The sequence below is a fragment of the Arthrobacter sp. NQ4 genome, assembly GCF_029077345.1.
Classification (GTDB): domain Bacteria; phylum Actinomycetota; class Actinomycetes; order Actinomycetales; family Micrococcaceae; genus Arthrobacter.
On the sequence record NZ_JARETC010000012.1, the window covers coordinates 60300 to 82543 of the forward strand.

A 22244-nucleotide genomic window follows, 5' to 3' on the forward strand; every position below is an offset into this window, starting at 1 on the left:
CCGGGCCCCTGCACTGATGGTCCTACAGCCGGGCGGCTACAGTTCGGCCCGCCGGGCACGCACGGCGCGGCTTACGCCCACCGCCCCGGCCAGCAGGGCCAGGGCTGCCAGGCCGAACCCGGCGGTGGCAACTGCGGGGCCCGCTCCGCCGGTATTTGCGGAACCGTCAAGGGCGCCGGGCACCGAGGCCGGAGCGGTATGCAGGCCCTCGATGGTCTGCACGGCCAGCTTCAGGTTCTGGTCCGCCAGGCTGCCCCAGGCGTAGACAATGGTGTGCGTCCCTTCGGCCACCGTGACGTCCGCCGGGCCGATCACGGGGGTGGTGGTGCCGGCGGCGGCAACTGCGGCCGGGACCGTGCCGGGATCGAGGGTAAGGGTCTGTTCGTTCGGGTTGGCCAGGTTGGTGACCACGGCGGTGCCGCCGGCCAGGACATCGACGGGGGGTGCGGCGGCGGCATGCCGGACGGTCAGTTTGCCCTTGCCGGCCTCGATCTGGGAGACGTCATTGGTGAACAGGCTTGCCGTGGGCTTGCCGTCTGCGCCGAGGTGGGCGGCTGCGGTGTAGTTTCCATTGGCGGCCAGGTTGACGCTGACCGGACCGATGGCGGGGGCGGACGCGTCGGCTGCGTCAGCTGCCGTGATGGCAATTTCGTAGGTGCCCGCGGGAAGGGCGAGCGGACCGGCGAGGGTTCCCGGGGTGAAATCGTCCAGCGTCCGGTCACCGTTGACCCAGACGTCGACGGTCAGTCCGGGAACGCCGTGCAGCACTGAGAGCTGGGCGTCTCCCTCGGCTGCGTTGGCGGGGCCGGCCAGGGCGATTGCGGCTGCAATGGCTGCCGCCCCGGCACCTGCGGTAAAGATTGTGTTGCGCATGTCCATCTCCTTGAACGGCCCGGCTGCCGGGCGTTTTTTGCTGACACCCCTACTACCGGCGCAGGCGCGGATTTGGATGCAGATTCATGGAGATTTTTTAACTTTTCTTCCGTCGGGGTTTAGGCCGCCCCTCCAGGCACCCCGTGAGCCTCTAACCGGACGCCGGGGCGGCGGTGCTGGCGCGGAGGACAAGCTGCGGCGGCACCACCGTGGAGCTCACCGCGGCACCTGACTCAATTTCAGCGAGCATGATGTCCATGCAGCGGCGCCCCAGTTCCTCGAAGTCCTGGCGTACGGTTGTCAGCGGCGGCGTGAAGTAGCCCGCTTCGGGCTGGTCGTCGAAGCCCACCACGGAGACGTCGTCGGGCACCCTGACGCCCGCCTCGGTGAACGCGCGCAGGAGGCCCAGGGCCATCTGGTCGTTCCCCACAAAGATGGCCGTGGCCGTGAGCCCGGACGCCAGCCGGCGGCCGATTGCATAGCCGCTCCCCGCACTCCAGTCCCCTTCCACCAGGAGTGATTCGTCCAGCCCTGCCTCCCGAAGCACCGCGCGCCAGCCCTCCGCGCGCTCGGCACCGTCCGTCCAGTCGGGAGGGCCGGCGATATGCCCGATCCGCAGGTGGCCCTCCTTGACCAGATGTTCGACGGCGAGCCTGGCGCCCGCGCGCTGGTCCACCATGGCCCCGCTGACGGAGGCGCTGCCGGCGGAGCCCACGGCCACCACGGGCACCGGAAGGTTCAGCTGCTCCAGCACGGCCAGGGTGTCCGCGTGCGGGACCAGTACCGCAATCCCGTCCACGGCCTGGTCCATGAAGTGGCCCACCGCGTCGGCGATGGCGTCCCTGCTCACTTCCCGCAACGCCGCGATGCTGACAAAGTAGCCGGCGTTGCGGGCCGCATGTTCCACCCCCAGCAGGGTGTTGGCGGGCCCGTACTGGGAGAGTTCACTGGCCAGCACGCCGATGGTCTGCGAGCGCCGCGTGACCAGGCTCCGGGCCGCGGTGTTGCGGCGGTACCCCAGCTCGGCAATGGCTGCCTCCACCTTTTCCCGGGTCGCCTTGCTCACGTTGGGGTGGTTGTTCACCACGCGGGAGACGGTCTGGTGGGAGACGCCGGCCACCTTGGCCACGTCTTCCAGGCGCGGCATCCGGCCCTTGCTGGTTTTTACCATGTGCCTATTGTGCCTGCTGCCGCTCCCGCCGCTCCCCGTGTTGCGCCCGCTGGGGCCGCCGGCTTGGGCGCCCGTGAAGAGTGCGGCTGAATCCTTGCGCGGCAGCAGACCAATAGGAAGGATGAGGGTGATCCACCGTTTGCGATGAAGGAGCCGGCGGAATGACCAAGTACCTGATCTCGTTTCCCAGCGGCGCCATGGACATCCCCGACGGCGGCCTGCAGGAAGTAGCGGACGCCGCCCACGCCGTGGTCCAGGAGGCCAAAGACGCCGGAGTCTGGGTTTTCGGGGGCGGCATTGACGAGAGTGTCCCGCCCGTCACCGTCAGCGGCGACGGAACGGTACGTGCGGGCACCTACCCCCAGACCGCGCAGATCGAGGGCGGCTACACGGTGCTGGAACTGCCCGCATACGACGCCGCGGTGCAGTGGGCTGCGAAGATCGCGGTAGCCTGCCGCTGCCCGCAGGAGCTGCGCGCCTTCCAGTACGATCCCGCCGGCTGAACCGTGAATCCGGCAGGCCCGGTTGACTTGGCCTATCCCTTCACGGGCACCTGGCTGGTGCAGAACTCACCGGCGGACCGGGTCCCCAGCCACGGGACGCGGCTCTTTGCCACGAGCTTCGCCATCGATTTCACACCGGTGGATGCCAGCGGGCAGTCGGCGCCGCTCACCCTGGCCTCGCTGTTCCGGCCCGAGCCGCCTGAACGCTTCGCAGGGTTCGGCAGGGCTGTGACGGCGCCGGCGTCCGGCGTGGTCTGCTCCGCCTATGACGGGGAACCTGACCACGCAGCTTTCCGCGGTTTTCCTTCGATCGGTTATGCCGCAACCCAGGCCCGGCGCGTGCGGGAGGGGTGGCTGGGCTTGGCCGGCAACCACGTGATCATCGAGTCCGGCGGGGTGTTCATCGCGCTGTGCCATCTCAAGCGCGGGAGCGTCTGCGTCCAGCCGGGCCAGATGGTGGGGTGCGGGGAGCCGGTGGGACTGTGCGGCAACTCGGGCAACAGCACGGAACCGCACGTGCACGTGCAGGCCATGGACTCGGCAGACCCTGGACAGGCTTCCGCGGTTCCCGTCTCGTTCGCGGGCGGACTGCCGCGGAACGGGGCTGTTGTGGCTGCCTGACCGGGGCTGCTTAAAAGAAATGGGGTCCGCCTGCACGTTCGCGGCGGACCCTCGTGGTTTTGATGGGTGGGCCCTGTGGGGCTCGAACCCACGACCCACGGATTAAAAGTCCGATGCTCTACCAACTGAGCTAAAGGCCCCTGCCGGCCGGTCAAACACGCTGTGTTTTGCCCGTACGGCCCAATCCATTTCTGGACGTTAATACTCTAACCCATGGTTCCGGACACTTCGCACACGCCCCGGGCGCCGCCGTCGTACGTTTTCACCCCGCGGTCCGGGCCCCTGCCGCCGTCACCGGACAAGCCCCGCGGACGCTCGATTTCCGCTGTGGCACAGGAGTAGCGTGGGGGGCATGAGCGAGCAAGCAGGAACAACTCCGTACGGCGGCAGCAACCGGCACCATAAGCCCAAGCCCTTCGCTCCGATGGATTTCGAGCCCTTCGCAGGCGGTGCCGATCCCGCCCGGGTATCAGAGGCTGCCCACCTTGCCGCGCAGGCCCTGGTCCGCCATGGCCGCGACAGCGACGATCCGGTGATCACCGAACGCCTGGTGAAGCTCGCGGACGAACAGGGCCTGGACGCCATCGCCGAGATGTGGGCGGAGAGCCCTGCCCGCTCCCTTCCCGGCGCCCTCTGGCGGCTCTACGCACTGCGTGCCGCCACCGTCCAGGACCCCGAACGCATCTCCGTCTACTTCCGCGCGGGCAGGGACACCGCCCAGGTATCCAACGTGGTGGCCGGCGCCGCTGAGCCGCCCGGCGCCGACGAAATGCGCACCATGGCGGACGCCATCCTTTCCGGCGCGTTCGACGGCGATTTCGACGTCGCGCTGGAACGTTCCGCCGCCTTCTGCCGCGTGGTGGCGCTCGGCCAGGCCACCCTCGCCGACGGCGCCGAGCATGCCAACGAGGCCCACGCCAGCAAACTGACCCGCAACTCCCACCAGCTGGTCAAGACCGCCGAGGACCTTGAACACGCGGCCAACGCGTGGCGCCTGGGCGAACTGGACTGAGGCGTCTTTTCCCCCGGCGGACCGGATTTCCGGGACGAACCAAGCCCCCGCTGTCAAGATTGACTTGGGCCGGGTGAAGTAGAAGACTGAAACCGGTGCCGAGCCGCGAAACCCCCGGGCTTCAACAATTAGCCGCCTAGAGCGGCCTACCGCCGAGAGGCGTATCCGGTTCGGCACCATTTTTCTGCCCTCTTCCAGGTGGCCGATTCAGAGGGTGCAGTTACGGGCCGGTAGAGTAAGCGTCAGTTGCGCGCCGCCGTCAAGTCACATGGCAGCAACCCCCGCCTTGATACGTCCTGGAGACCGGTAAACACGTGAAGCTGCGCCTTTTTCCACAGGAGCCCGCAGGGCTGAACCTGCTCTCACAGATGGCACAACAGATCGTGCTGGCCACCGCCACCCTGGCCGAGATCCTTGGCGTACCCGCGGACGAGCACGGCAAGCTCGTTGAGGACATGCACAACATCGAGGCCAAGTCCGCCGAACTGCATTTCGCGCTGCTGACGCACATGCGCACCAGCTTTGTGAATCCCCTGCCCCGCGAGGACATGTACGCCCTCTCCCGGTACCTCAACGAAGCCATGGAAAAGATGGACGCCGCGGCAGAGCTGGTGGCCCTCTACCGGCTGGACCGCCTCCCGAAGCGCGCCGCAGACCAGCTGGAGATCATCAGCAGGCAGGCCGAACTGACCGTTGACGCCATGCGCAGGCTCAATGACCTGGACGACCTCGAGGACTACTGGATCGAGATCCTGCGCCTCGCCAAACGGGCAGAACGGACCCACCGCGTCTGGGTGGCGGACATGATCGCGGACATGAAGTGGGCCCAGTACTCCCGCAACCGGGACATCGCCAACCAGCTGGTGGAGGTCACCAAGGACATGCGGCGGGTGGCCACCCAGGTAGGCAGCATCATCGTCAAGGAATCCTGACGTGACCGCAGTCATCTTCGGCGCGGTGGTCCTGCTGGCCGCGGCGTTTGCCTTCCTGAACGGTTTCCGCGACGCGTCCACCTCGGTGGCCCTGGCCGTGCGCAACCGGGCCCTCACCCCCAGCGTCGGCGTGCTCCTCGCCGCGTTCTTCAACTTTGTCGGCGCCCTCCTGAGCGCCCTGCTCGCCGTCGCCGTCAGCCGGACCTGGATCAACCTTCCGTCCGGCACCGACGGCCTGGCCATCCTGGTGGCGGGCCTGGCCAGCGCCTGCGCCTGGGGCGTGCTGATGTGGTGGCGCGGCATCCCCGCCTCCTCCACCCACGCCCTGGTGGGCGGGCTCGCCGGCGCAGGCCTCGCCAGCCTGGCGATCGGAGGCCCGGGAGTGGCAGGCGTGGACCAGTCGCTCCTGTTCCAGGTGGTCCTGCCGCTGGTGCTGTCCCCGCTCGTGGCCTACAGCGGCTCCTTCCTCCTGGTGTATCCGGCCACATGGGTGGCCCGCTACACCCAGCCCAACGTGGTGAACCAGCGCTTCCGCCGGGGCCAGGCTGTTGCCGCCGGCGCGGTGGCCTTTGGCCACGGCCTGCAGGACGGGCAGCGCGTCAGCGCGGTACTGCTGCTGGCCCTGCTGGCAGGAGGCTATTCCGACGGCGGGATCCCCACCTGGGTTGCGGCGCTGTCCGCAGTGATGATGACCGCCGGGACGCTCTTCGGGGGATGGCGGATCTCCCACACCATTGGATACAAGATCACCAGGATCGATCCTCTTCGTGGTTCCGTGGCCCAGACGTTCAGCGCGCTGATGCTCTTCGTGGGGGCCATCGGGCTGCACTGGCCGCTTTCCACCACCCACACCGTCACCGCAGGAGCCCTCGGCGCCGGGGAAAACCAGCACTTTTCGGTCACCAACCGGAAACTGGTCATCCGGATCCTGTGGCTCTGGGGGCTGACCCCGCTGGCGACGTGCGCCCTGGGCTTCGTGCTTGCGCTGGCCCTCTCCCCCATTTCCGTCTAGGCAGGCCCACCCGGGGGCGGCGCTGCCCTGTACAGGGAATCCGCCGTGACGTAGATTCGAAAGTGCGCCCCCGGTCAACGGTGCCGGGGACCGGCGTCCGCGCCGTGTGCAGGGCTGCGGACCAGGTGCCGCTGCAGCCACCCGGCGGCTTGGATGCACAACGCGGAAAAGAGCAGGCGCCATGTCCCACTCCTATTCCCGGCGCCACCTTCCACAGCCCCGGCAACCCCAGTGCGAGGCCTGCGGAACCGAGCACCAGCTGACCATCCACGCCATCACTGCCATCGGCGCTGCCGGCGGGGATCTGGTCACAGTGTCCTACACCTGCAACGACTGCGACCTGTTCCAGGAACACACGGCCTACGCCACCGACGTCGCGGCCGCACTGAACCAGGTCCGCTGGATGGCCCAGGTGGTCCTCTTCGGGGACGACTACATCCACTGCGGCTTCCCCATGGAGGAGGCGGAGTTCGAAGTTGAGCGGCTCTGCTACCGCAGCAACAGATCAGGCAGCGGGCTCAACGCCGTATCCCTGCCCACCCGGGTCCTGCGCTGCCACTGCGGGTTCCAGCTGGAGGTCCCGGAATAGGCACCGCGCACCCTTACCGCGCGCTGCACTGTGACGGGCAGGCGCAATGATGGCCCGGCTCGATCTGCGGGAGCCGTCCCTGCGCATCGAACCGGGCCATTGTTGGGCACGGGGTGCTTTGCGGTTTTGCTAGAGCTCCAGGGCCACAGGGCTGACGACGGCGGCGGCCATCAGGACGGTGGAGAGCTCCTCCGGGGTGAGGTTGGCGGCGGTGCACAGTTCGCCGTCCGCCACTCCGGCAGCGGAGGCCTTGCGGACAGCCTGCCGCAGGGACTCCTGGGCCGTGTCCAGTTCCCACTGCATGCTTTCGAGGCGTGAGCTGGTGCGCCACACCTCGGCCAGGACGTCCTCTTCCTCGATGGCTTCCTCAACGCCGGCCGCGGCCAGGGCGAGGTGCGGTTCGAGCTCCGGCGCCAGCGGACCGGCAGCCAGGGGTCCCGCCAGTCCCGCCGCAGCCGCGAAAGCCTGCGCCGGTTCAACTGCGTCCTGGACTGCGTCCACCCCGGGTACGGAAACAGTAAGCTGGGGGCCCAGGGGTTCACTGGCCGTCTGCGTCATGGCAAAACTCCTTAAGCGGGCTTACTACTAGTTCCGAAAGTATCTCGATTAGCGTACTAAACGCGTCAGTAGATCGCCAACGGGAACAGCGGCTTACCCGAAGCGTCCGGAGACGTAGTCTTCCGTGGCCTTCTGTACGGGGTTGCTGAAGATGGTGTGGGTGTCGCCGTATTCGATCAGCTTGCCCGGCTTGCCGGTGCCTGCAATGTTGAAGAAGGCGGTCTTGTCGGATACGCGCGCGGCCTGCTGCATGTTGTGGGTAACGATCACCACGGTGTACTGGTCCTTGAGCTCGTTGATGAGGTCCTCAATGGCCAGGGTGGAAATCGGGTCCAGGGCGGAACAGGGCTCATCCATGAGGATCACCTGCGGCTCCACGGCAATGGCGCGGGCGATGCAGAGGCGCTGCTGCTGGCCGCCCGAGAGGCCGGAACCGGGCTTCTCCAGCCGGTCCTTGACCTCGTTCCAGAGGTTGGCGCCCTTGAGGGAGCGTTCCACCAGGACATCTGCCTCGCCCTTGGAGATCTTCTTGTTGTTCAGCTTCACGCCCGCCAGAACGTTGTCCCGGATGGACATCGTGGGGAACGGGTTGGGCCGCTGGAAGACCATGCCGATCTGCGAGCGCACGGTTACGGGGTCCACGCCGGGGCCGTAAAGGTTGTCGCCGTCCAGCAGGACCTCGCCCTCAACGCGCGCGCCGGGGATGACCTCGTGCATGCGGTTCAGGGTGCGGAGGAAGGTGGACTTTCCGCAGCCGGAGGGGCCGATGAACGCGGTCACGGACTTGGCCTCGATGTTGATGCTGACGTCCTCAACGGCGAGGAAGTCGCCGTAGTACACGTTCAGGTCCTTGACGTCGATGCGCTTAGACATGGTGTTCCTTCACTTACTGGGTATGGATTGAAGTCTAGGATCCGCCGCGGTATGGCGGAAGGAGGGCCTGGTTACCGGCCGGTTTTGGGGGCGAAGATCCTGGCGATCAGGCGTGCCACCAGGTTCAGGACCATCACCAGGATGATCAGGACCAGGGCCGCACCCCAGGCCCGCTGGGAGGACGGGTCCGGGTTGGACGGCGAGGTGGGATTGAGGATCTGGGTGTAGATGAACGTGGGCAGCGAGGCCATCCAGCCGCCGAACACGTTGGAGTTGATGCTGGTGGCAAAGCCGGCGGTGACCAAAATGGGCGCCGTCTCGCCGATGACCCTGGCGATCGCCAGGGTGACGCCGGACGCGATGCCGGAGATCGCCGTCGGGATAACCACCTTGAGGATGGTCCGCCACTTGCGGACGCCCAGGGCGTAGGCGGCCTCGCGGAGCTCGTTGGGGACGATCTTGAGCATTTCCTCGCTGGAGCGGACCACCACGGGGATCATCAACACGGAAAGCGCGACGGCGGCCACCGCACCGGTCTTGGTGCCCGGGCCCACCACCACGAAGAAGAACGCGGCAGCGAACAGGCCGGCCACGATGGAGGGGATGCCGGTCATGACGTCCACAAAGAACGTGATGGCCTTGGCCAGGCGGCCGTCGTTGCCATACTCCACCAGGTAGATGGCCGTGAGCAGCCCCACGGGGACGGAGATTACGGTGGCCAGCAGCGTGATCTGCACGGTGCCCAGGAGGGCGTGGTAGATGCCGCCCATCACCGGGCCGCCGCTTTCCACGGCCTTGTTGTCGAACGCGCCCGTAACGCCGTTCATGGAGGTGGTGAGGAACCCGGGGTCGATGAGGCCGGGGATGCCGTTGATCAGCACGGTCCAGATCACCGAAACCAGGGGCAGCAGCGCCACCAGGAACGAGCCGACCACCAGGCAAGTGGCCAGCTTGTCCTTGGCCTTGCGGGAGCCTTCCACCGCGGCGCTCCAGGACACCAGGCCCACGGCGAACAGGATCGCGGAGACCAGGCCCCAGCCGAACGGGTTGAAGCCGATCAGGGCAAGGATGGCAGCGCCGACGATCAGGGCTCCACCGAGCACCGCGTAGGGTGCGTACTTGGGCAGCTGGCCCTTGGTGAGCGCCGACCGCTTGCTGCGGACGGGGGTAAGCGTGGAGGTCATTTAGTTGGCTCCCGAGAATTCTTTGTGCCGGGTGATAACCCAGCGCGCGATCATGTTCACGGCCAGGGTGATGACGAACAGCACCAGGCCGGCGGCGATCAGCGTGCTGACCTTGAGGCCGCTGGCTTCGGGGAAGTTCAGGGCGATCTCGGCGGCGATGGTCTGGTTGCCGGACTGGATCAGGCTGGCGGTCAGGGCACCGGAGGAGAGCACCAGGGCAACGGCCATGGTCTCACCCAGGGCGCGGCCCAGGCCCAGCATGATGGCGCTGATGATGCCGGGGCGGGCGAAGGGCAGCACGGCCATCTTGATCATTTCCCAGCGGGTGGCACCGAGTGCCAGCGCAGCTTCCTCATGCAGCTTGGGGGTCTGCAGGAAGATCTCGCGGGACAGCGAGGTGATGATGGGCAGGACCATGACCGCCAGGACGATGCCGGCGGTGAGGATGGTCTTGCCGGTGGTGGAGGCCGGGCCCTGGAAGATGGGGAGCCAGCCCATGTTGGTTGCGAGCCAGCCGTATGCCGGCGCGATCTCCTTGGCAAGGAAAGCGGCACCCCAGGCGCCGTAGACAACGGAGGGGATGGCGGCGAGCAGGTCCACCACGTAGCCGAGGCCGGAGGCCAGGCGGCGGGGTGCGAAGTGGGAGATGAACAGCGCCACGCCGATGGCGACGGGTGTGGCGATCACCAGCGCAATGGCGGCGGCGATGAGCGTGCCGATCACGATGGGCCAGATGTAGGCGAAGAAGCCCTGGCCGCCCTGGATCTTGTCTGCGGGCGCGGTCAGCGCGGGGATTGCCTGGACTACCAGGAAAAGCGCGACGCCGAAAAGGACGGCGAGGATCAGGCACCCGGCTGCCAGCGTGGCGCCGGAGAAGACTTTGTCCCCGGCGCGCCCGGCGCCCTGGGTACTGGTCAGGGAGGTGGCGGTCATTCGACGGCCCTTCGATTCGTAGCTGGATTAAGGATGCGGCGCAAAGCCAAGTTCCCCGCACTGCCGTCCGGCAGGCGGGGAACCCGGTTTTACAGCGTTGGCTAGGACTTGACCTTGATCGAGTCGATGGCCTTGGCGGCCTTGGCTGCGAGGTCCGAGGACAGCGGGGCGGACTTGGCCGACTCTGCTGCCGCCTTCTGGCCCTCTGCGGAAACTACGTAGTGCTCGAAGGCCTTGACCAGGTCAACGGTCTCCTGCTTGTCGTAGGTGGTGCACAGGACGTGGAAGGACACCAGGACGATCGGGTAGGCGCCCGCGATGGTGGTCTTGCGGTCCAGCTTGATGGAGAGATCGTTGGCGGCGCGGCCTTCAACGGGCTTGCCGGCGTCCACTGCCTTGGCAGCAGCATCGGCGGAGATCTTGGTGAAGGAGTCGCCCACCTTGATCTGGGCAACGCCCAGCTTGCCGCTGACGGCGGAGTCGTCGGCGTAGGTCACGGCACCGGGGGTGTCCGTGACGGTCTTGACCACGCCGGAGGTGCCCTTGGCGTTTTCGCCCTGCAGGCTGGCGGGCCACACACCGGCGGCCTTGTCGGTCCAGACGTCGGAAGCGGCGGCAGCCAGGTAGTCAGTGAAGTTCTGCGTGGTGCCCGAGTCGTCGGAGCGGTTCACCGGGGTGACCTTCAGGTCGGGCAGCGAGACGCCGGCGTTCAGGGCGGCGATGGCGGGGTCGTTCCACTTGGCGATCTGGCCACGGAAGATCTTGGCCACGGTGGTGGCGTCCAGCTTCAGGTCGGTGACGCCGGGAACGTTGAAGGCCACGGCGATCGGGGAGATGTAGACGGGGACGTTGATGGCGCCCTCGGGGCCGCAGACGGACTTGGATGAGGCGTATTCCTCATCCTTCAGGTAGGCGTCCGAGCCGGCGAACTGTGCCGAGCCGTCCAGGATGGCCTTGCGGCCTGCGCCGGAGCCGTCCGGGGAGTACTGCACGCTGGCGCCGGAGTTGGCGGAGGCGAAGTTCGTCTTCCAGGCGTCCATGGCGGCGCCCTGGGCGGAGGAACCGATGCCGGTCAGCGTACCGGTCACCTTGGTGCCGCCGGCGGACTGGGAGCCGGCAGGGGCGGTGCCCGTGGCGTTGTCTGAACCGCAGGCGGAGAGCGCAAGTGCGCCGGCTGCGATAACAGCGATAGCCGCGTGGCGGCCGAAGCGGAGTGCCTTCACTAGATGTACCCCTTCCAGGGTTATTCAGGTGCGGGACAGGGACGGAGAACCCTGCTGCGCGATGCATACGTTTTGTACCTTCAAGAAAGTTAAGGGCCGCAGGTAACGGGATGGGCTGTCCAAAGTGAACGGAGGATTAACGACGGCGGGATATTGGCTGACAAATGCCGGGTCACCATTGCGCAGATCACATGCGCAGTCGTAGTGCACCTGCGCCGGGCAGTGGATCGGCACTGAATAGACTTGGACCCATGGCCATCCCAGCAGGACTCTCAGCGACCAGGCGGTTCCTGCGCAGCCGGATCCGGACCGGGTTGATCCGAAGCCGCAACTCCTTTGTGCCCGCCATCCAGATGACCGTGTGCGCGGTGGGCGCCTATGCGTTCGCCGAGTACGTCCTGGGCCACTCCGGCCCCCTGTTCGCTGCCACCTCGTCGCTGATCGCCCTTGGGTTTTCCCGGGAGCCGCGGCTGCGGCGCGTGATGGAAGTGGGCCTGGGCTGCACCATCGGCATTGCTGTCGGCGACCTGCTCCTGCACTGGCTGGGCGGCGATATCTGGGTGGCCGCCGTCGTGCTCCTCTTCTCGATCCTGCTGGCCCGTTTCCTGGACAGCGGGAATATCTTCACCACGCAACTGGCGCTTCAGTCGCTGCTGGTGGTCTTGCTGCCGGCACCGTCCGGGGGCCCGTTCACCCGGAGCATCGATGCCGTGGTGGGCGGCATGTGCGCCCTGCTCGTGACCATCCTCGTGCCGAAGGACCCCCGCCGGGAGCCGCGCCGGGATGTGCAGAAACTGCTGCATGAACTGGCGGAGGTGCTGCGGGAATGTGCCGGGGCGCTGGCCAACAGTGATTCCACCCAGGCCTGGCATGCGCTGATACGCGGCCGGAACTGCCAGCCGCTGGTGGATGCCATGCGCCAGTCCCTCCGGGCATCCGGCGAGGTGGCCACGCTGGCGCCCGCCTACCGGCGGCACCGCGATGAACTGGACCGGCTGAAGCAGTCGCTGGATTTCATCGACCTCGCCCTGAGGAACAGCCGCGTGTTTGCGCGGCGGTTGACCAGCGCCATCAACCACACGGCGCTCTCTGACGAGGCGACGGACAGCATCGCGGGGGTGCTGCAGGAGACAGCTGCCGCCATTGACGAGCTTTCCCTGGGCCTTGCGGAGACGCACGAAGGCGTCCGCCGCGCCCACTTGCGCACTGCCCGGCGGGACCTGAGCGAGATCGCCCTTCGCCTGCACCCCAAGCTGCTGGAGGTGACGCGGCTGGAGGGCGAAACCGTGGTCATGCTGTTCCGGCCGCTGATGGTGGACCTGCTCGAAGCCACCGGCATGGATGCGGCCGAGGCCAGGGACGTGCTGCCCGCACTGTAGTGTCGGTGCCCGCCGCTAGGGTTGGACGCATGGCAACAAAGACTTCCCGGGCGTCCAAGGCGCCCGCGTACAAATGCGCCGAGTGCGGCTGGACCACGGCCAAGTGGGTGGGCCGCTGCGGCGAGTGCCAGGCCTGGGGCACGGTGGAGGAAACGGGCACTGCCGTGGCACGGACGACGGCGGCCACGACAGTCGCGGAGCCCGCGCGCCGGATTGCCGACGTCGATGCCACCACGGCGGCTTTCCTGCCCACCGGCGTGGACGAACTGGACCGGGTGCTGGGCGGCGGCCTGGTTCCGGGCGCCGTCATCCTGCTGGCCGGCGAACCCGGTGTCGGCAAATCCACGCTGCTGCTGGACGTCGCTGCCAAGTTCGCCCGCACCGCCCAGGACGTCCTCTACGTCACTGGCGAGGAATCGGCCGCGCAGGTCAAACTGCGGGCCGAACGGATCGACGCCGTCGCTGAATCCCTGTACCTGTCCGCGGAGACGGACCTCGGCCAGGCCCTGGGCCAGGTGGAGAAGATCGAGCCGCGGCTGCTGATCGTGGACTCGGTGCAGACGCTCAGTAGCGCCGATGTTGACGGCAGCGCGGGCGGCGTGTCGCAGGTCCGCGAGGTCGCCGCCTCCATCATCGCGGCCGCCAAGCGGCGGAACATGACCACCCTGCTGGTGGGGCACGTTACCAAGGACGGTTCCATTGCCGGGCCCCGCCTGCTGGAGCACCTGGTGGATGTGGTGTGCCAGTTCGAGGGCGAGCGGCACTCCCGGCTGCGGTTGCTGCGCGCCGTGAAGAACCGGTACGGGCCCACCGACGACGTTGGCTGCTTCGACCTCAATGAAAACGGCATCGAGGGACTGGCCGATCCCAGCGGGCTGTTCGTCAGCCGCACCAAGGACCCGGTTTCCGGGACCTGCATCACCGTCACCATGGAGGGGCGCCGCCCGCTGCTGGCGGAAGTGCAGTCGCTGCTCGCCGAAAGCCCCAACTCGCAGCCCCGCCGCGCCACCAGCGGCCTGGACAGTTCACGCGTGTCCATGCTGTTGGCCGTGCTGCAGCAGCGCGCAGGGACCATGCTGCACAAGGATGATTCCTACGTTGCCACCGTGGGCGGGGTGAAGCTCAGTGAACCGGCCACGGACCTGGCGGTGGCCCTTGCCGTGGCGTCGGCCAAGGCCCGCAAGCCTTTGCCCATCCGGCTTATTGCCTTCGGCGAGGTGGGGCTGGCAGGCGAGGTCCGGCCCGTACCGGGCATCAACCAGCGCATCCAGGAAGCCCACCGGCTGGGATTCACCCACGCCGTGGTTCCGGCCAGCCACACCGGGCCCGGTCCCGTGCCGGCGGGATTCTCGGTGCGTGAAGTAGAGCACCTCACGGAGGCGCTCAGCCTCCTGATTGGCTAGCAGCCTGCTTCCGGGGGCCGGTGCGGGGGCAGCGGGCAGAGCACTGGTTCCCGGCGGGTACTCTAAGTCCAGAACCTTCTCGCAGACGGAGGCTTACATTTCTGTGCTGGGGGCAGCGTGGTAATCGGGGAAAAGCAGGGGACCGCCAGTGCGGTGAACCATGAACGCAGGGCGCAGGTACAGCCGGTGGTGTCCGACCGACTCGATGGCCTGTTGGCGAGCCTTAGTCCCCGCATGCGGGTGGCCGCCAGTCAATCGCCGGTCACGTTGGCCATGGTCCTCGTGGTGGTTGCCACGGCCGTCTTCAGCCCAGAGACATTCAACAGCAAGCTCTTTATGGCAGCCCTGCTGTTCCACCTGGCAGTCGCCGCCTTGTGCGTGGCCACGCCCTGGGCCCGGATCCCGGCGGCGACGTTTGCCGTGATCCCGCTTATGGATTGCATCGCCATCGGGCTCACCCGGCAGGCGGGTGGACCTACCTTCAGCGTGCTGAGCGTAATGCTGGTATTTCCCGTCATCTGGCTCTCTGCCCAGGTCCGGCCGTACATGCCGGCCCTGGCCATTGCAGGGACGGTCCTCAGCATCGTTGTTCCCGCTGCCGTACAGGGCTCGTCCCCGGCCGGGGGATCCATGATCCGCACCCTCATCCTTCCCCTGGTCATGTCCGTCATCGCGGTGAGCGCCCACGTGGTGGCCACCACCATCCGCCGCCATCGCGTCAGGCTTGTTGAAAACGAACAGGATCTGGCCCGCACGCTGGCGGAAAGCGTCCGCCGGCAGGCCCTGCTTGATGCAGTGCTGAAGGCGGTTGGGGTGGGCGTCTGGGTGGTGGACACCCGGGGCCACACCGTGCTGGCCAACAGGGCGATGCGCACGGACCCCGCCCTCGGCGGCGTGATGGGCCCTGCCGAAGGGCCGGGCACGCTGATGCTGGCGGACCGCTGTACACCGGTACCGTCAGGGCTGCTTCCCGCAGCCCGGGCCGCAGCCGGCGATGCCTTCACGGACGAGTTGTATTGGGCCGGCCCCGCAGACCGCCAGCGTGCCTACTCCGTGAGCTCGCACGGCTTCCCTCCCGCCGGCCGCCAGGAAGGTGGGGCCGTCATCACCTTTGTGGACGTCACCACCCTGGTCAGTGCTCTGGCGGCCAAGGACGACTTCGTTGCCACTGTCTCGCACGAGCTGCGGACACCGCTCACGTCCATCCTGGGCTACCTGGAACTGGTCCTGGACGAACCCGGGCATGAGGACATCCGGGAGGAGCTTTTGGTGGTGCGCCGGAACTCGGAACACCTGCTGAGCCTGGTCAATGACCTGATCGCTGTGGCATCCGAGCGGATGGACCTGTCGCTGGAGGAAACGGACCTGGCCCGGCTGCTGGCGCTGGAGGTGGATGCCGCACTCCCCAAGGCCGCCGGCAACGGGCTGCAGCTGGTCCTTGACGTGGAGCAGCCGCTGCCGGCAAGGGTGGATCCGGAGCGAATCGGCCAGGTGGTCAGGAACCTGCTCTCGAACGCCATCAAGTACTCCCCCAGCGGCGGCCTCATCATTGCCGGGGCCGTCAGGACCGATGCGGGCCTGGTCTGTTCCGTCACCGATACGGGCGTGGGAATGACGGAGGAAGAGCAGGAACAGGCATTCACCAAGTTCTTCCGCTCGGCCCGGGCGCGGGAAACGGCCATCCCGGGCGCGGGCCTGGGGTTGCCCGTCAGCAAGACCATCGTTGAAGGCCACGGTGGATCCATCAGCCTGGACAGTGAGCCCGGCGTGGGCACCACTGCGACCTTCATCCTGCCGTTACGCTGACAGCTCCGGGCAGTCAGGTAGCGGCGCCGGCCAGCCAGCTGGAAACGTCGCTGCGCAGCACCAGCAGCGGGCCGCCGGTGGCGCTCACATTGCCATTGGCAACGTAGTACCCGCGGCCCGACCCCGTTCCCCCGGCCGCGCGGTCCAGGGCATCCACCAGATGCCGCGGCAGGTGGCCCTGGGGACCCAGGCTGCGGAGTTCTTCCACTTCTTCAGGGGTGAGCCGTCCCAAAACCTCAGCAATGTTGGCCATGAGTGCTCCTTTCGAGCGGAGTGCCTGGCAGGGTGCCTGAAGGAATAACCTAGAGCAGCGCCGTGAACTCCACGTTAACGGCGGACGGCAACTGCACTTCCTGACGATCCGGAGACCCAATGCCCATTCGAAGCGCAGGCATCCTGCTGTACCGGCAGGCCCCGGCCACCCCCGGCGGCGCCCCGGACGGGCTGCAGGTATGGATAGCCCACATGGGCGGTCCGTTTTGGGCACGCAAGGACACGCACGCCTGGTCCATTCCCAAGGGTGAGTACGCCGACGGCGAGGACCCGCTGGCTGCTGCACTGCGGGAGTTCGCAGAGGAGATGGGGACTGCGGCCCCGGAGGCTGAATACCGGCTGCTCGGCGAGTTCCGGCAGTCCTCCGGAAAGCTCATCACCGCCTACGCGGCGCAGGCTGAGTTCGCCCCGGAGGCGATCAACAGCAACACTTTCCCGCTGGAATGGCCCAAGGGGTCCGGCAAAATCCAGCACTACCCCGAGATCGACGACGCCCGCTGGTTCCCTGAGCAGGAGGCCCGGCTCAAACTCGTCAAGGGCCAGCTACCCATCCTCGATGCGCTGGTTGAGGACATGGCGGGCAGCTAGACCCCCGCTTAACGCGCTGCTGCATCGGCGTTTTCCAGCGTTTGGCTACGCGCCGGTGAGCACCAGAGCCACGCTGTGGCCGCCGAAGCCGAACGCATTCACCAGGCCCGCCTGGGCATACCCGGGCGGAAGCTGGTGGGCGTTTTCGGTGACGACGTTAAGGTCCACTTCCGGGTCCAGTGCCTCCACGTTCAGCGTCCCGGGAAGGTGGCCTGTGCGGAGGGCTTCGAGGACCACGACGGCGGCCAGCGCGCCGGCGCCGCCCAGCAGGTGTCCGGTGTGACCCTTCGTGGACGTCACCGGTACGGAGGCGCCGAAGACGGCATTGATCGCCTGGCCTTCCAGCCGGTCACCCACGGGGGTGGACGTGGCGTGGGCGTGGACAAACCCAATCCCCGCCGGTTCCATCCCGGCCGAGTCCAGCGCCTTCTGCATGACGCGGCGCTGCATCGCAGGATCTGCCGCCACGATGTCGTTGGCATCGGAGGTCACCGCTCCCCCGGCGACGGCACCAAGGATGATGGCGCCGCGGGCACGGGCGTGCTCTTCGCTCTCCAGCACCACCACCGCGGCTCCCTCGGCGAGCACAAACCCGTCCCGGCCGCCGTCGAACGGGCGCGCGGCCCGCTGCGGGTCATCCGAACGGGTGGACAGTGCACGGATCTGCGCGAAGCCGCTGATCACCAGGTCATTGACGGAGGCATCGACGCCGCCGGCAATAACGACGTCGGCGGCACCGGAGCGGATCAGCTCGGCTGCCTGGACAATCGCCTCAGCCCCTGAGGCGCAGGCGCTGACCGGCGTCCGTGCGCCGCCGCGGGCGCCAAGGTCGATGGAGACCCAGGCGGCGGGACCGTTGGCCATCAGCCGGGTAAGGGTGTGCGGGGAAACCTTCCGCGGCCCGGACTGGTTCAGCGTGCGGTCCTGCTCGATGGTGGAACCCAGGCCGCCGTATGCGGAACCGATCACCACCGCAAACCGCTCGGGGTCAACCTCGGGGCTCCCGGCCTGCGTCCACGCCTCACGGGCTGCGACCAGGGCGAGCTGGCCGCAACGGTCCATCCGCTTCATTTCGCGGGTGCTGAGGTGCTCCGAAAGGTCGGCAGTAATTTGCCCGGCAATTTTGACCGGCAGCTGCTCCGCCCAGTCCTGGTGCAGGGCGGTGATCCCGGAGCGCCCCTCAAGCAGGGCCTCCCAGGTCTCCTTGACCGTGGTGCCGAGCGGGTTGATGGTGCCGGCACCGGTGACGACGGCGCGGGGTGCAGGAGTGTTCACGGATGCCTTATTTCGCCGGGTTGTGCGTGCCGATGGGCACGAGTGTCAGGTCCGGGTGGTTCTTCTCGATCCGCCGGAGCGCCCAGACGTCGTTGAACAAGGCGAGGTATTCGCCGTCGGACCGCAAAAGCACCTCCGCACCCGGTACGTTGGCCAGCGCGGGCATGGCGTCCGCCGTCGAAATCCTGGCCAGCGAGTAGGGCAGGCGTTCCAGGCGCATGGGGGCGCTGAAGTCGTGGGCCATGCGGTCCTCCACCACTTCGAACTGCATGGGTCCGACGGCGGCAAGCACCGGCGCCTGGTCGCCGCGGACGTCGGAGCGGAGCACCTGGATGACGCCCTCGTGCTCGAGCTGCTCGATGCCGCGGCGGAACTGCTTGAACTTGCTGGGGTCCTTGGACCGGGCCACCTGGAAGTGCTCGGGGGCGAACAGCGGGATGGCCGGGTATTCCACCGGTTCCTCAAGGAACAGGCTGTCGCCTACGCGCAGTGATGACGCGTTGACCAGCCCCACCACGTCGCCGGGATACGCCTCGTCGATGACTTCGCGTTCCCGGCCGAACACCTGCTGTGCGTACTTGGTGGCGAAGGACTTGCCGGTGCGGGTCTGGGTGACCACCATGCCGCGCTCGAAGACGCCTGAGCAGACCCGGATGAAGGCCACGTGGTCGCGGTGCGCCTTGTTCATGCCGGCCTGCACCTTGAAGACGAAGCCGGAAAACGGCGACTCAACCGGGCGGGCCGCACCGTCCACGTCGGGGCGCGGGGACGCCGGCGGAGCGAAGTCCACCAGGGCGTCCAGCAGCTCCTTGACGCCGAAGTTCAGTGCGGCGGAGCTGAACAGGATGGGGGTGGCCTTTCCCGCGTGGAAGGCTTCGACGTCGAACTCGAGGTTGGACTCGATCACCAGGCCTGCCTCGTCCACGGCGTCGGACCAGTTGCTGCCCTGGCTCTCGGCGGCTTCCTCCGGCGTGAAGTATTCGGTGATGGCGATCTGCGCGCCGGCGTTGTTGCGCTGGAACCGGGCGAAGCGGTCATTCCGCAGGTCCCACACGCCCCGGAAGTCGCCGGAGATGCCCACGGCCCAGGTCAGCGGCATGGGCTGCAGTCCGGTGCGTTCGGTGATCTCGTCCATCAGCGCCAGGGCGTCCAGGCCCGGCCGGTCCCACTTGTTGATGACTGTGATGATGGGCAGGTTGCGCTGCTTGCAGACCTCGAAGAGCTTCATGGTCTGGGTTTCCAGGCCCTTGGCGGCGTCCACCAGCATCACGGCACAGTCCACGGCGGCGAGCACGCGGTAGGTGTCCTCGGAGAAGTCGGCGTGGCCGGGGGTGTCCAGGAGGTTGATGACAGTGTCCCGGTAGGAGAACTGCAGGGCTGCGGAGCTGATGGAGATGCCGCGGTCCTTCTCCATCTGCATCCAGTCCGAGACCGTTTCCTTCCGGTTGGCCTTGCCGCTGGAGGCACCCGCGGTGCCGATCACTTTCGCGTGCAGGGCCAGCGCCTCGGTGAGCGTGGACTTACCGGCGTCCGGGTGGGAGATGACGGCGAAGGTCCTGCGGCGGCCCGCCTGCTTGTGAATCTCGGAGATCCGGGCGGGGGTCAGGACATCTTGGGACACGGTGCTACTTTCGCTGCGGTTGTGGCTGCCCAGGGGCCATTCGGGTTCTGCGCTGCGACTCGAGGGCGGGGAATCAGGATTGGCAAACGGCCAAAGTACAAGTTTATCGCAGGGCGGCAAACCGGCATGGGCTGCGCTTAACGCAGGCGAAACCGGCCGTTCAAAGCCGCGAAATGCCGGACGGTTAGCGTGGGCGCATGATGCATGGCGCCACTTTCTCCGGGAATCTTTTCTTTGATCCGCTGGCCACCAACCTGGCCGCCGGCCCGTCTGGTGCGGGTGCGCAGGGGCCCGGCGGCGCCATTCCCTCCGCCCCGCTGCGGAAACGGGGCGTCCAGACGGCGGCGGAACACAAGGCGCTCCGAGCCGCGTCCCTCTCGAAAGTCAGCAGGGATCTGGAGCGGATGCTCAGGGAGCGCACGCGCTGAAACACCCCGCGGCCGCGGCCCGGCTTTCCCGGCGCGCACACCACGTCGCGGAAAGGGGCAGCGGGTAACGGCATGATGTGCTTATGCGCAGCATCGAACTGGTCTTTGATGACCGCACGGACGCCCTTATCAGGGCCGACTGGGCGCGCCTCGAAGCCGCCGGCCTGCCCAGCCTGGCAGCGCACACCTCACCCAGCAACAGTCCACACATCACGCTTGCCGCAGGAGCGGACCTGCAGGCCGGCCAGGAAGGGCCCTGGCAGGCGCTGCCCCTGGACATGATCCTTTCCGGCGCCATCATCTTTCCCGCCGGAGCCGGCAGGTACGTGCTGGCCCGGTCTGTCCTGCTGACCGCTCCCCTGCTGGATCTGCACCGCCACCTCCACCAAGGGCTTGCAGGTGCACTGCCGCTCACCCTGCCGGGGGCATGGACACCGCACGTCACCATCTCCCGCCGCATTCCCGGCCATCAACTCGGGACGGCCATGGACCTGCTGGACCTTCGCGTGGAGGGCCGCTGCACGGCAGCCCGGCTGTGGGACAGCAGCACCAAAACGGTCACGCTCCTGGCAGGGGCTGCCTGAGCCGGGCGGCAGAAACCGCGGCTGAACGGAGCGAAAGTGCCTGCCCCGCATGACATCCAGGGGGCACTTTTACGGCCTGTCCGGTTACCCCCTAATGGGGCACTTTGGGGCTTGCCCGTGCGGAACTTGGGCTTCTTACCCCTATCATTGAGCTTGCGGGAATCAGAGCACTTTTTTGATCCTGCCGGCCACCTGCAGATGCCGGCATTCCTGCGGGCGGCGGTCCGCACCTTTGAAGGGAAACACCTATGGCGCGGAGCCCCGAAGAGTCGCTGAAGGCCACTCTGGGCAGGGTTGCACCCGGAACACCGCTTCGGGACGGCCTGGAACGGATCCTCCGCGGGCGGACCGGCGCACTGATCGTCCTTGGCTCCGACCGCACCATCGATTCCATCTGTTCCGGCGGATTCGATATCGGCATCGAGTTCTCGCCCACCCGGCTGCGGGAACTGGCCAAGATGGACGGCGCCATCATCTGCGACAAGGACGCGGGTAACATCCTGCGCGCGGCGGTCCAGCTGGTCCCGGACTCAAGCATCGAAACCCAGGAGTCAGGCACCCGCCACCGCACCGCGGAACGGGTGGCCAAGCAGACCGGAGTCCCGGTGATCTCCGTCAGCCAGTCCATGCAAATCATTGCCCTTTACGTCAACGGTCTCCGCCACGTCCTGGAGGGCTCGGAGAACGTTCTTGCCCGCGCCAACCAGGCCCTGGCCACCCTGGAGCGCTACCGCGCCCGGCTGGACCAGGTCACCAGTTCGCTGTCTGCGCTGGAAATCGAGGCGATGGTGACGGTGCGGGACGTGGCCGTGACCCTCCAGCGGCAGGAAATGGTCCGCCGCATCTCCGAGGAAATCTCGCAGTACGTGCTGGAACTGGGCGAGGACGGCAGGCTCCTCTCCCTGCAGCTCGACGAACTCACCGTGGGCAGGGGCCCCGGCAGCGACGTGATTATCCGTGACTACGCCAGCCCCAATGCCTCCGCGGACGACATCGACAAGGCCGTCCACGAACTTGTCAGCCTGGGCCCCACGGAACTGATCGACCTTGGCAAGATCTCCGCGATTGTGGGGTTTGCGGGCGGCGAAGCCAATCTCGACGCGGTGGTCCAGCCCCGCGGCTACCGGCTGCTGTCCGGCCTCAAGGCAGTCCCCAAGGCCGTGGCGGACCGCCTGGTGGACCATTTCGGCGGCCTGCAATACCTCATGGCCGCCACCATTGATGACCTCATGACCGTTGACGGCATCGGCGACCAGCGCGCCCGCACCGTCCGCGAAGGCCTCAGCCGCATGGCAGAGGCCAGCCTCCTGGACCGCTTCCTCTAAAATTCCCATCCGTGGGACACCCGCTCATCGAGTGCTCCGTAGTTGTCGTTATGAAGCCTGAAAACGACAATTACGCAG

Annotated in this window: 23 protein-coding genes and 1 tRNA gene; 13 read left to right on the forward strand and 11 right to left on the reverse strand. The window is 67.3% G+C overall.

What is annotated here, in order from left to right; all coding sequences use genetic code 11:
• Window positions 1–36: 36 nt before the first annotated feature.
• Together PUN51_RS17380 and PUN51_RS17385 are read right to left on the reverse strand one after the other, a co-directional pair.
• Window positions 37–873 carry a DUF4397 domain-containing protein gene (locus PUN51_RS17380; RefSeq protein WP_275181932.1) on the reverse strand — a complete coding sequence of 279 codons (837 nt, stop codon included), beginning with the start codon at window positions 871–873 and terminating at the stop codon, window positions 37–39.
• Between the two features lie 151 nt (window positions 874–1024).
• Window positions 1025–2044, reverse strand: a complete 1020-nt coding sequence (locus PUN51_RS17385) for a LacI family DNA-binding transcriptional regulator (protein WP_159634225.1) — start codon at window positions 2042–2044, stop codon at window positions 1025–1027.
• A gap of 161 nt (window positions 2045–2205) precedes the next feature.
• Here PUN51_RS17385 and PUN51_RS17390 point away from each other — a divergent pair, with 161 nt between their 5' ends.
• Together PUN51_RS17390 and PUN51_RS17395 are read left to right on the forward strand one after the other, a co-directional pair.
• Window positions 2206–2547, forward strand: coding sequence for a YciI family protein (locus tag PUN51_RS17390; RefSeq protein ID WP_159634228.1), 342 nt, complete (start codon window positions 2206–2208; stop codon window positions 2545–2547).
• A gap of 27 nt (window positions 2548–2574) precedes the next feature.
• Complete coding sequence (locus PUN51_RS17395; protein ID WP_275181933.1) at window positions 2575–3168, forward strand: M23 family metallopeptidase; 594 nt, start codon at window positions 2575–2577, stop codon at window positions 3166–3168.
• A gap of 67 nt (window positions 3169–3235) precedes the next feature.
• On the opposite strand, the gene PUN51_RS17400 is transcribed toward PUN51_RS17395, so the two are convergent.
• Window positions 3236–3308, reverse strand: a tRNA-Lys gene (locus PUN51_RS17400).
• Between the two features lie 212 nt (window positions 3309–3520).
• On the opposite strand from PUN51_RS17400, the gene PUN51_RS17405 reads away from it, so the two are divergent.
• From PUN51_RS17405 to PUN51_RS17420, 4 genes are all read left to right on the forward strand, one after another.
• Window positions 3521–4180, forward strand: a complete 660-nt coding sequence (locus PUN51_RS17405) for a hypothetical protein (RefSeq protein WP_159634234.1) — start codon at window positions 3521–3523, stop codon at window positions 4178–4180.
• Between the two features lie 314 nt (window positions 4181–4494).
• Entirely contained in the window at window positions 4495–5112 is a 618-nt protein-coding gene (locus tag PUN51_RS17410) for a DUF47 domain-containing protein (protein ID WP_159634237.1), read from the forward strand.
• A 1-nt stretch (window position 5113) separates the two neighbouring features.
• On the forward strand, window positions 5114–6124 hold the full coding sequence (locus PUN51_RS17415; protein WP_224024288.1) for an inorganic phosphate transporter: 1011 nt from the start codon (window positions 5114–5116) through the stop codon (window positions 6122–6124).
• 181 nt (window positions 6125–6305) lie between these two features.
• Window positions 6306–6713: a hypothetical protein gene (locus tag PUN51_RS17420; RefSeq protein ID WP_224024287.1), complete on the forward strand. Its 408-nt coding sequence runs from the start codon at window positions 6306–6308 to the stop codon at window positions 6711–6713.
• 129 nt (window positions 6714–6842) lie between these two features.
• Here PUN51_RS17420 and PUN51_RS17425 read toward each other — a convergent pair whose 3' ends face one another.
• From PUN51_RS17425 to pstS, 5 genes are all read right to left on the reverse strand, one after another.
• Window positions 6843–7271, reverse strand: coding sequence for a hypothetical protein (locus tag PUN51_RS17425; protein WP_224024285.1), 429 nt, complete (start codon window positions 7269–7271; stop codon window positions 6843–6845).
• Window positions 7272–7364: 93 nt separating this feature from the next.
• The gene (gene pstB, locus PUN51_RS17430) at window positions 7365–8144 is read right to left on the reverse strand and encodes a phosphate ABC transporter ATP-binding protein PstB (RefSeq protein ID WP_018763202.1); all 780 of its coding nucleotides are present in this window, start codon (window positions 8142–8144) and stop codon (window positions 7365–7367) included.
• A gap of 71 nt (window positions 8145–8215) precedes the next feature.
• A complete protein-coding gene (gene pstA / locus PUN51_RS17435) occupies window positions 8216–9328 on the reverse strand; it encodes a phosphate ABC transporter permease PstA (RefSeq protein ID WP_159634246.1) in 1113 nt (370 codons plus the stop codon).
• Window positions 9329–10261 (reverse strand): phosphate ABC transporter permease subunit PstC, encoded by a 933-nt coding sequence (pstC, locus tag PUN51_RS17440; RefSeq protein WP_224024282.1) that lies wholly within the window; start codon window positions 10259–10261, stop codon window positions 9329–9331.
• Window positions 10262–10362: 101 nt separating this feature from the next.
• Window positions 10363–11484, reverse strand: a complete 1122-nt coding sequence (gene pstS, locus PUN51_RS17445; RefSeq protein WP_159634252.1) for a phosphate ABC transporter substrate-binding protein PstS — start codon at window positions 11482–11484, stop codon at window positions 10363–10365.
• Window positions 11485–11735: 251 nt separating this feature from the next.
• Between pstS and PUN51_RS17450 the strand changes: the two genes are divergently transcribed.
• The 3 genes from PUN51_RS17450 to PUN51_RS20785 all read left to right on the forward strand — a co-directional run bounded on the left by PUN51_RS17450 (window position 11736) and on the right by PUN51_RS20785 (window position 16072).
• The gene (locus tag PUN51_RS17450; protein ID WP_275181934.1) at window positions 11736–12863 is read left to right on the forward strand and encodes an FUSC family protein; all 1128 of its coding nucleotides are present in this window, start codon (window positions 11736–11738) and stop codon (window positions 12861–12863) included.
• 29 nt (window positions 12864–12892) lie between these two features.
• A complete protein-coding gene (radA, locus tag PUN51_RS17455; RefSeq protein WP_159634258.1) occupies window positions 12893–14266 on the forward strand; it encodes a DNA repair protein RadA in 1374 nt (457 codons plus the stop codon).
• 117 nt (window positions 14267–14383) lie between these two features.
• Entirely contained in the window at window positions 14384–16072 is a 1689-nt protein-coding gene (locus tag PUN51_RS20785; RefSeq protein ID WP_275181935.1) for a sensor histidine kinase, read from the forward strand.
• A gap of 13 nt (window positions 16073–16085) precedes the next feature.
• Here the strand turns inward: PUN51_RS20785 and PUN51_RS17465 are convergent, their stop codons facing one another.
• Window positions 16086–16325, reverse strand: a complete 240-nt coding sequence (locus PUN51_RS17465; RefSeq protein WP_159634264.1) for a hypothetical protein — start codon at window positions 16323–16325, stop codon at window positions 16086–16088.
• A 119-nt stretch (window positions 16326–16444) separates the two neighbouring features.
• On the opposite strand from PUN51_RS17465, the gene PUN51_RS17470 reads away from it, so the two are divergent.
• On the forward strand, window positions 16445–16933 hold the full coding sequence (locus tag PUN51_RS17470) for an NUDIX domain-containing protein (protein ID WP_224024274.1): 489 nt from the start codon (window positions 16445–16447) through the stop codon (window positions 16931–16933).
• A gap of 45 nt (window positions 16934–16978) precedes the next feature.
• Here the strand turns inward: PUN51_RS17470 and PUN51_RS17475 are convergent, their stop codons facing one another.
• Together PUN51_RS17475 and PUN51_RS17480 are read right to left on the reverse strand one after the other, a co-directional pair.
• The gene (locus PUN51_RS17475) at window positions 16979–18208 is read right to left on the reverse strand and encodes a beta-ketoacyl-[acyl-carrier-protein] synthase family protein (protein WP_224024272.1); all 1230 of its coding nucleotides are present in this window, start codon (window positions 18206–18208) and stop codon (window positions 16979–16981) included.
• Between the two features lie 7 nt (window positions 18209–18215).
• A complete protein-coding gene (locus PUN51_RS17480) occupies window positions 18216–19829 on the reverse strand; it encodes a peptide chain release factor 3 (RefSeq protein ID WP_275181936.1) in 1614 nt (537 codons plus the stop codon).
• Window positions 19830–20026: 197 nt separating this feature from the next.
• On the opposite strand from PUN51_RS17480, the gene PUN51_RS17485 reads away from it, so the two are divergent.
• From PUN51_RS17485 to disA, 3 genes are all read left to right on the forward strand, one after another.
• A complete protein-coding gene (locus tag PUN51_RS17485; RefSeq protein WP_224024268.1) occupies window positions 20027–20257 on the forward strand; it encodes a hypothetical protein in 231 nt (76 codons plus the stop codon).
• Between the two features lie 83 nt (window positions 20258–20340).
• Window positions 20341–20841: a 2'-5' RNA ligase family protein gene (locus tag PUN51_RS17490; RefSeq protein WP_159634282.1), complete on the forward strand. Its 501-nt coding sequence runs from the start codon at window positions 20341–20343 to the stop codon at window positions 20839–20841.
• Window positions 20842–21089: 248 nt separating this feature from the next.
• Complete coding sequence (disA, locus tag PUN51_RS17495) at window positions 21090–22166, forward strand: DNA integrity scanning diadenylate cyclase DisA (RefSeq protein WP_159634285.1); 1077 nt, start codon at window positions 21090–21092, stop codon at window positions 22164–22166.
• Window positions 22167–22244: the final 78 nt, after the last annotated feature.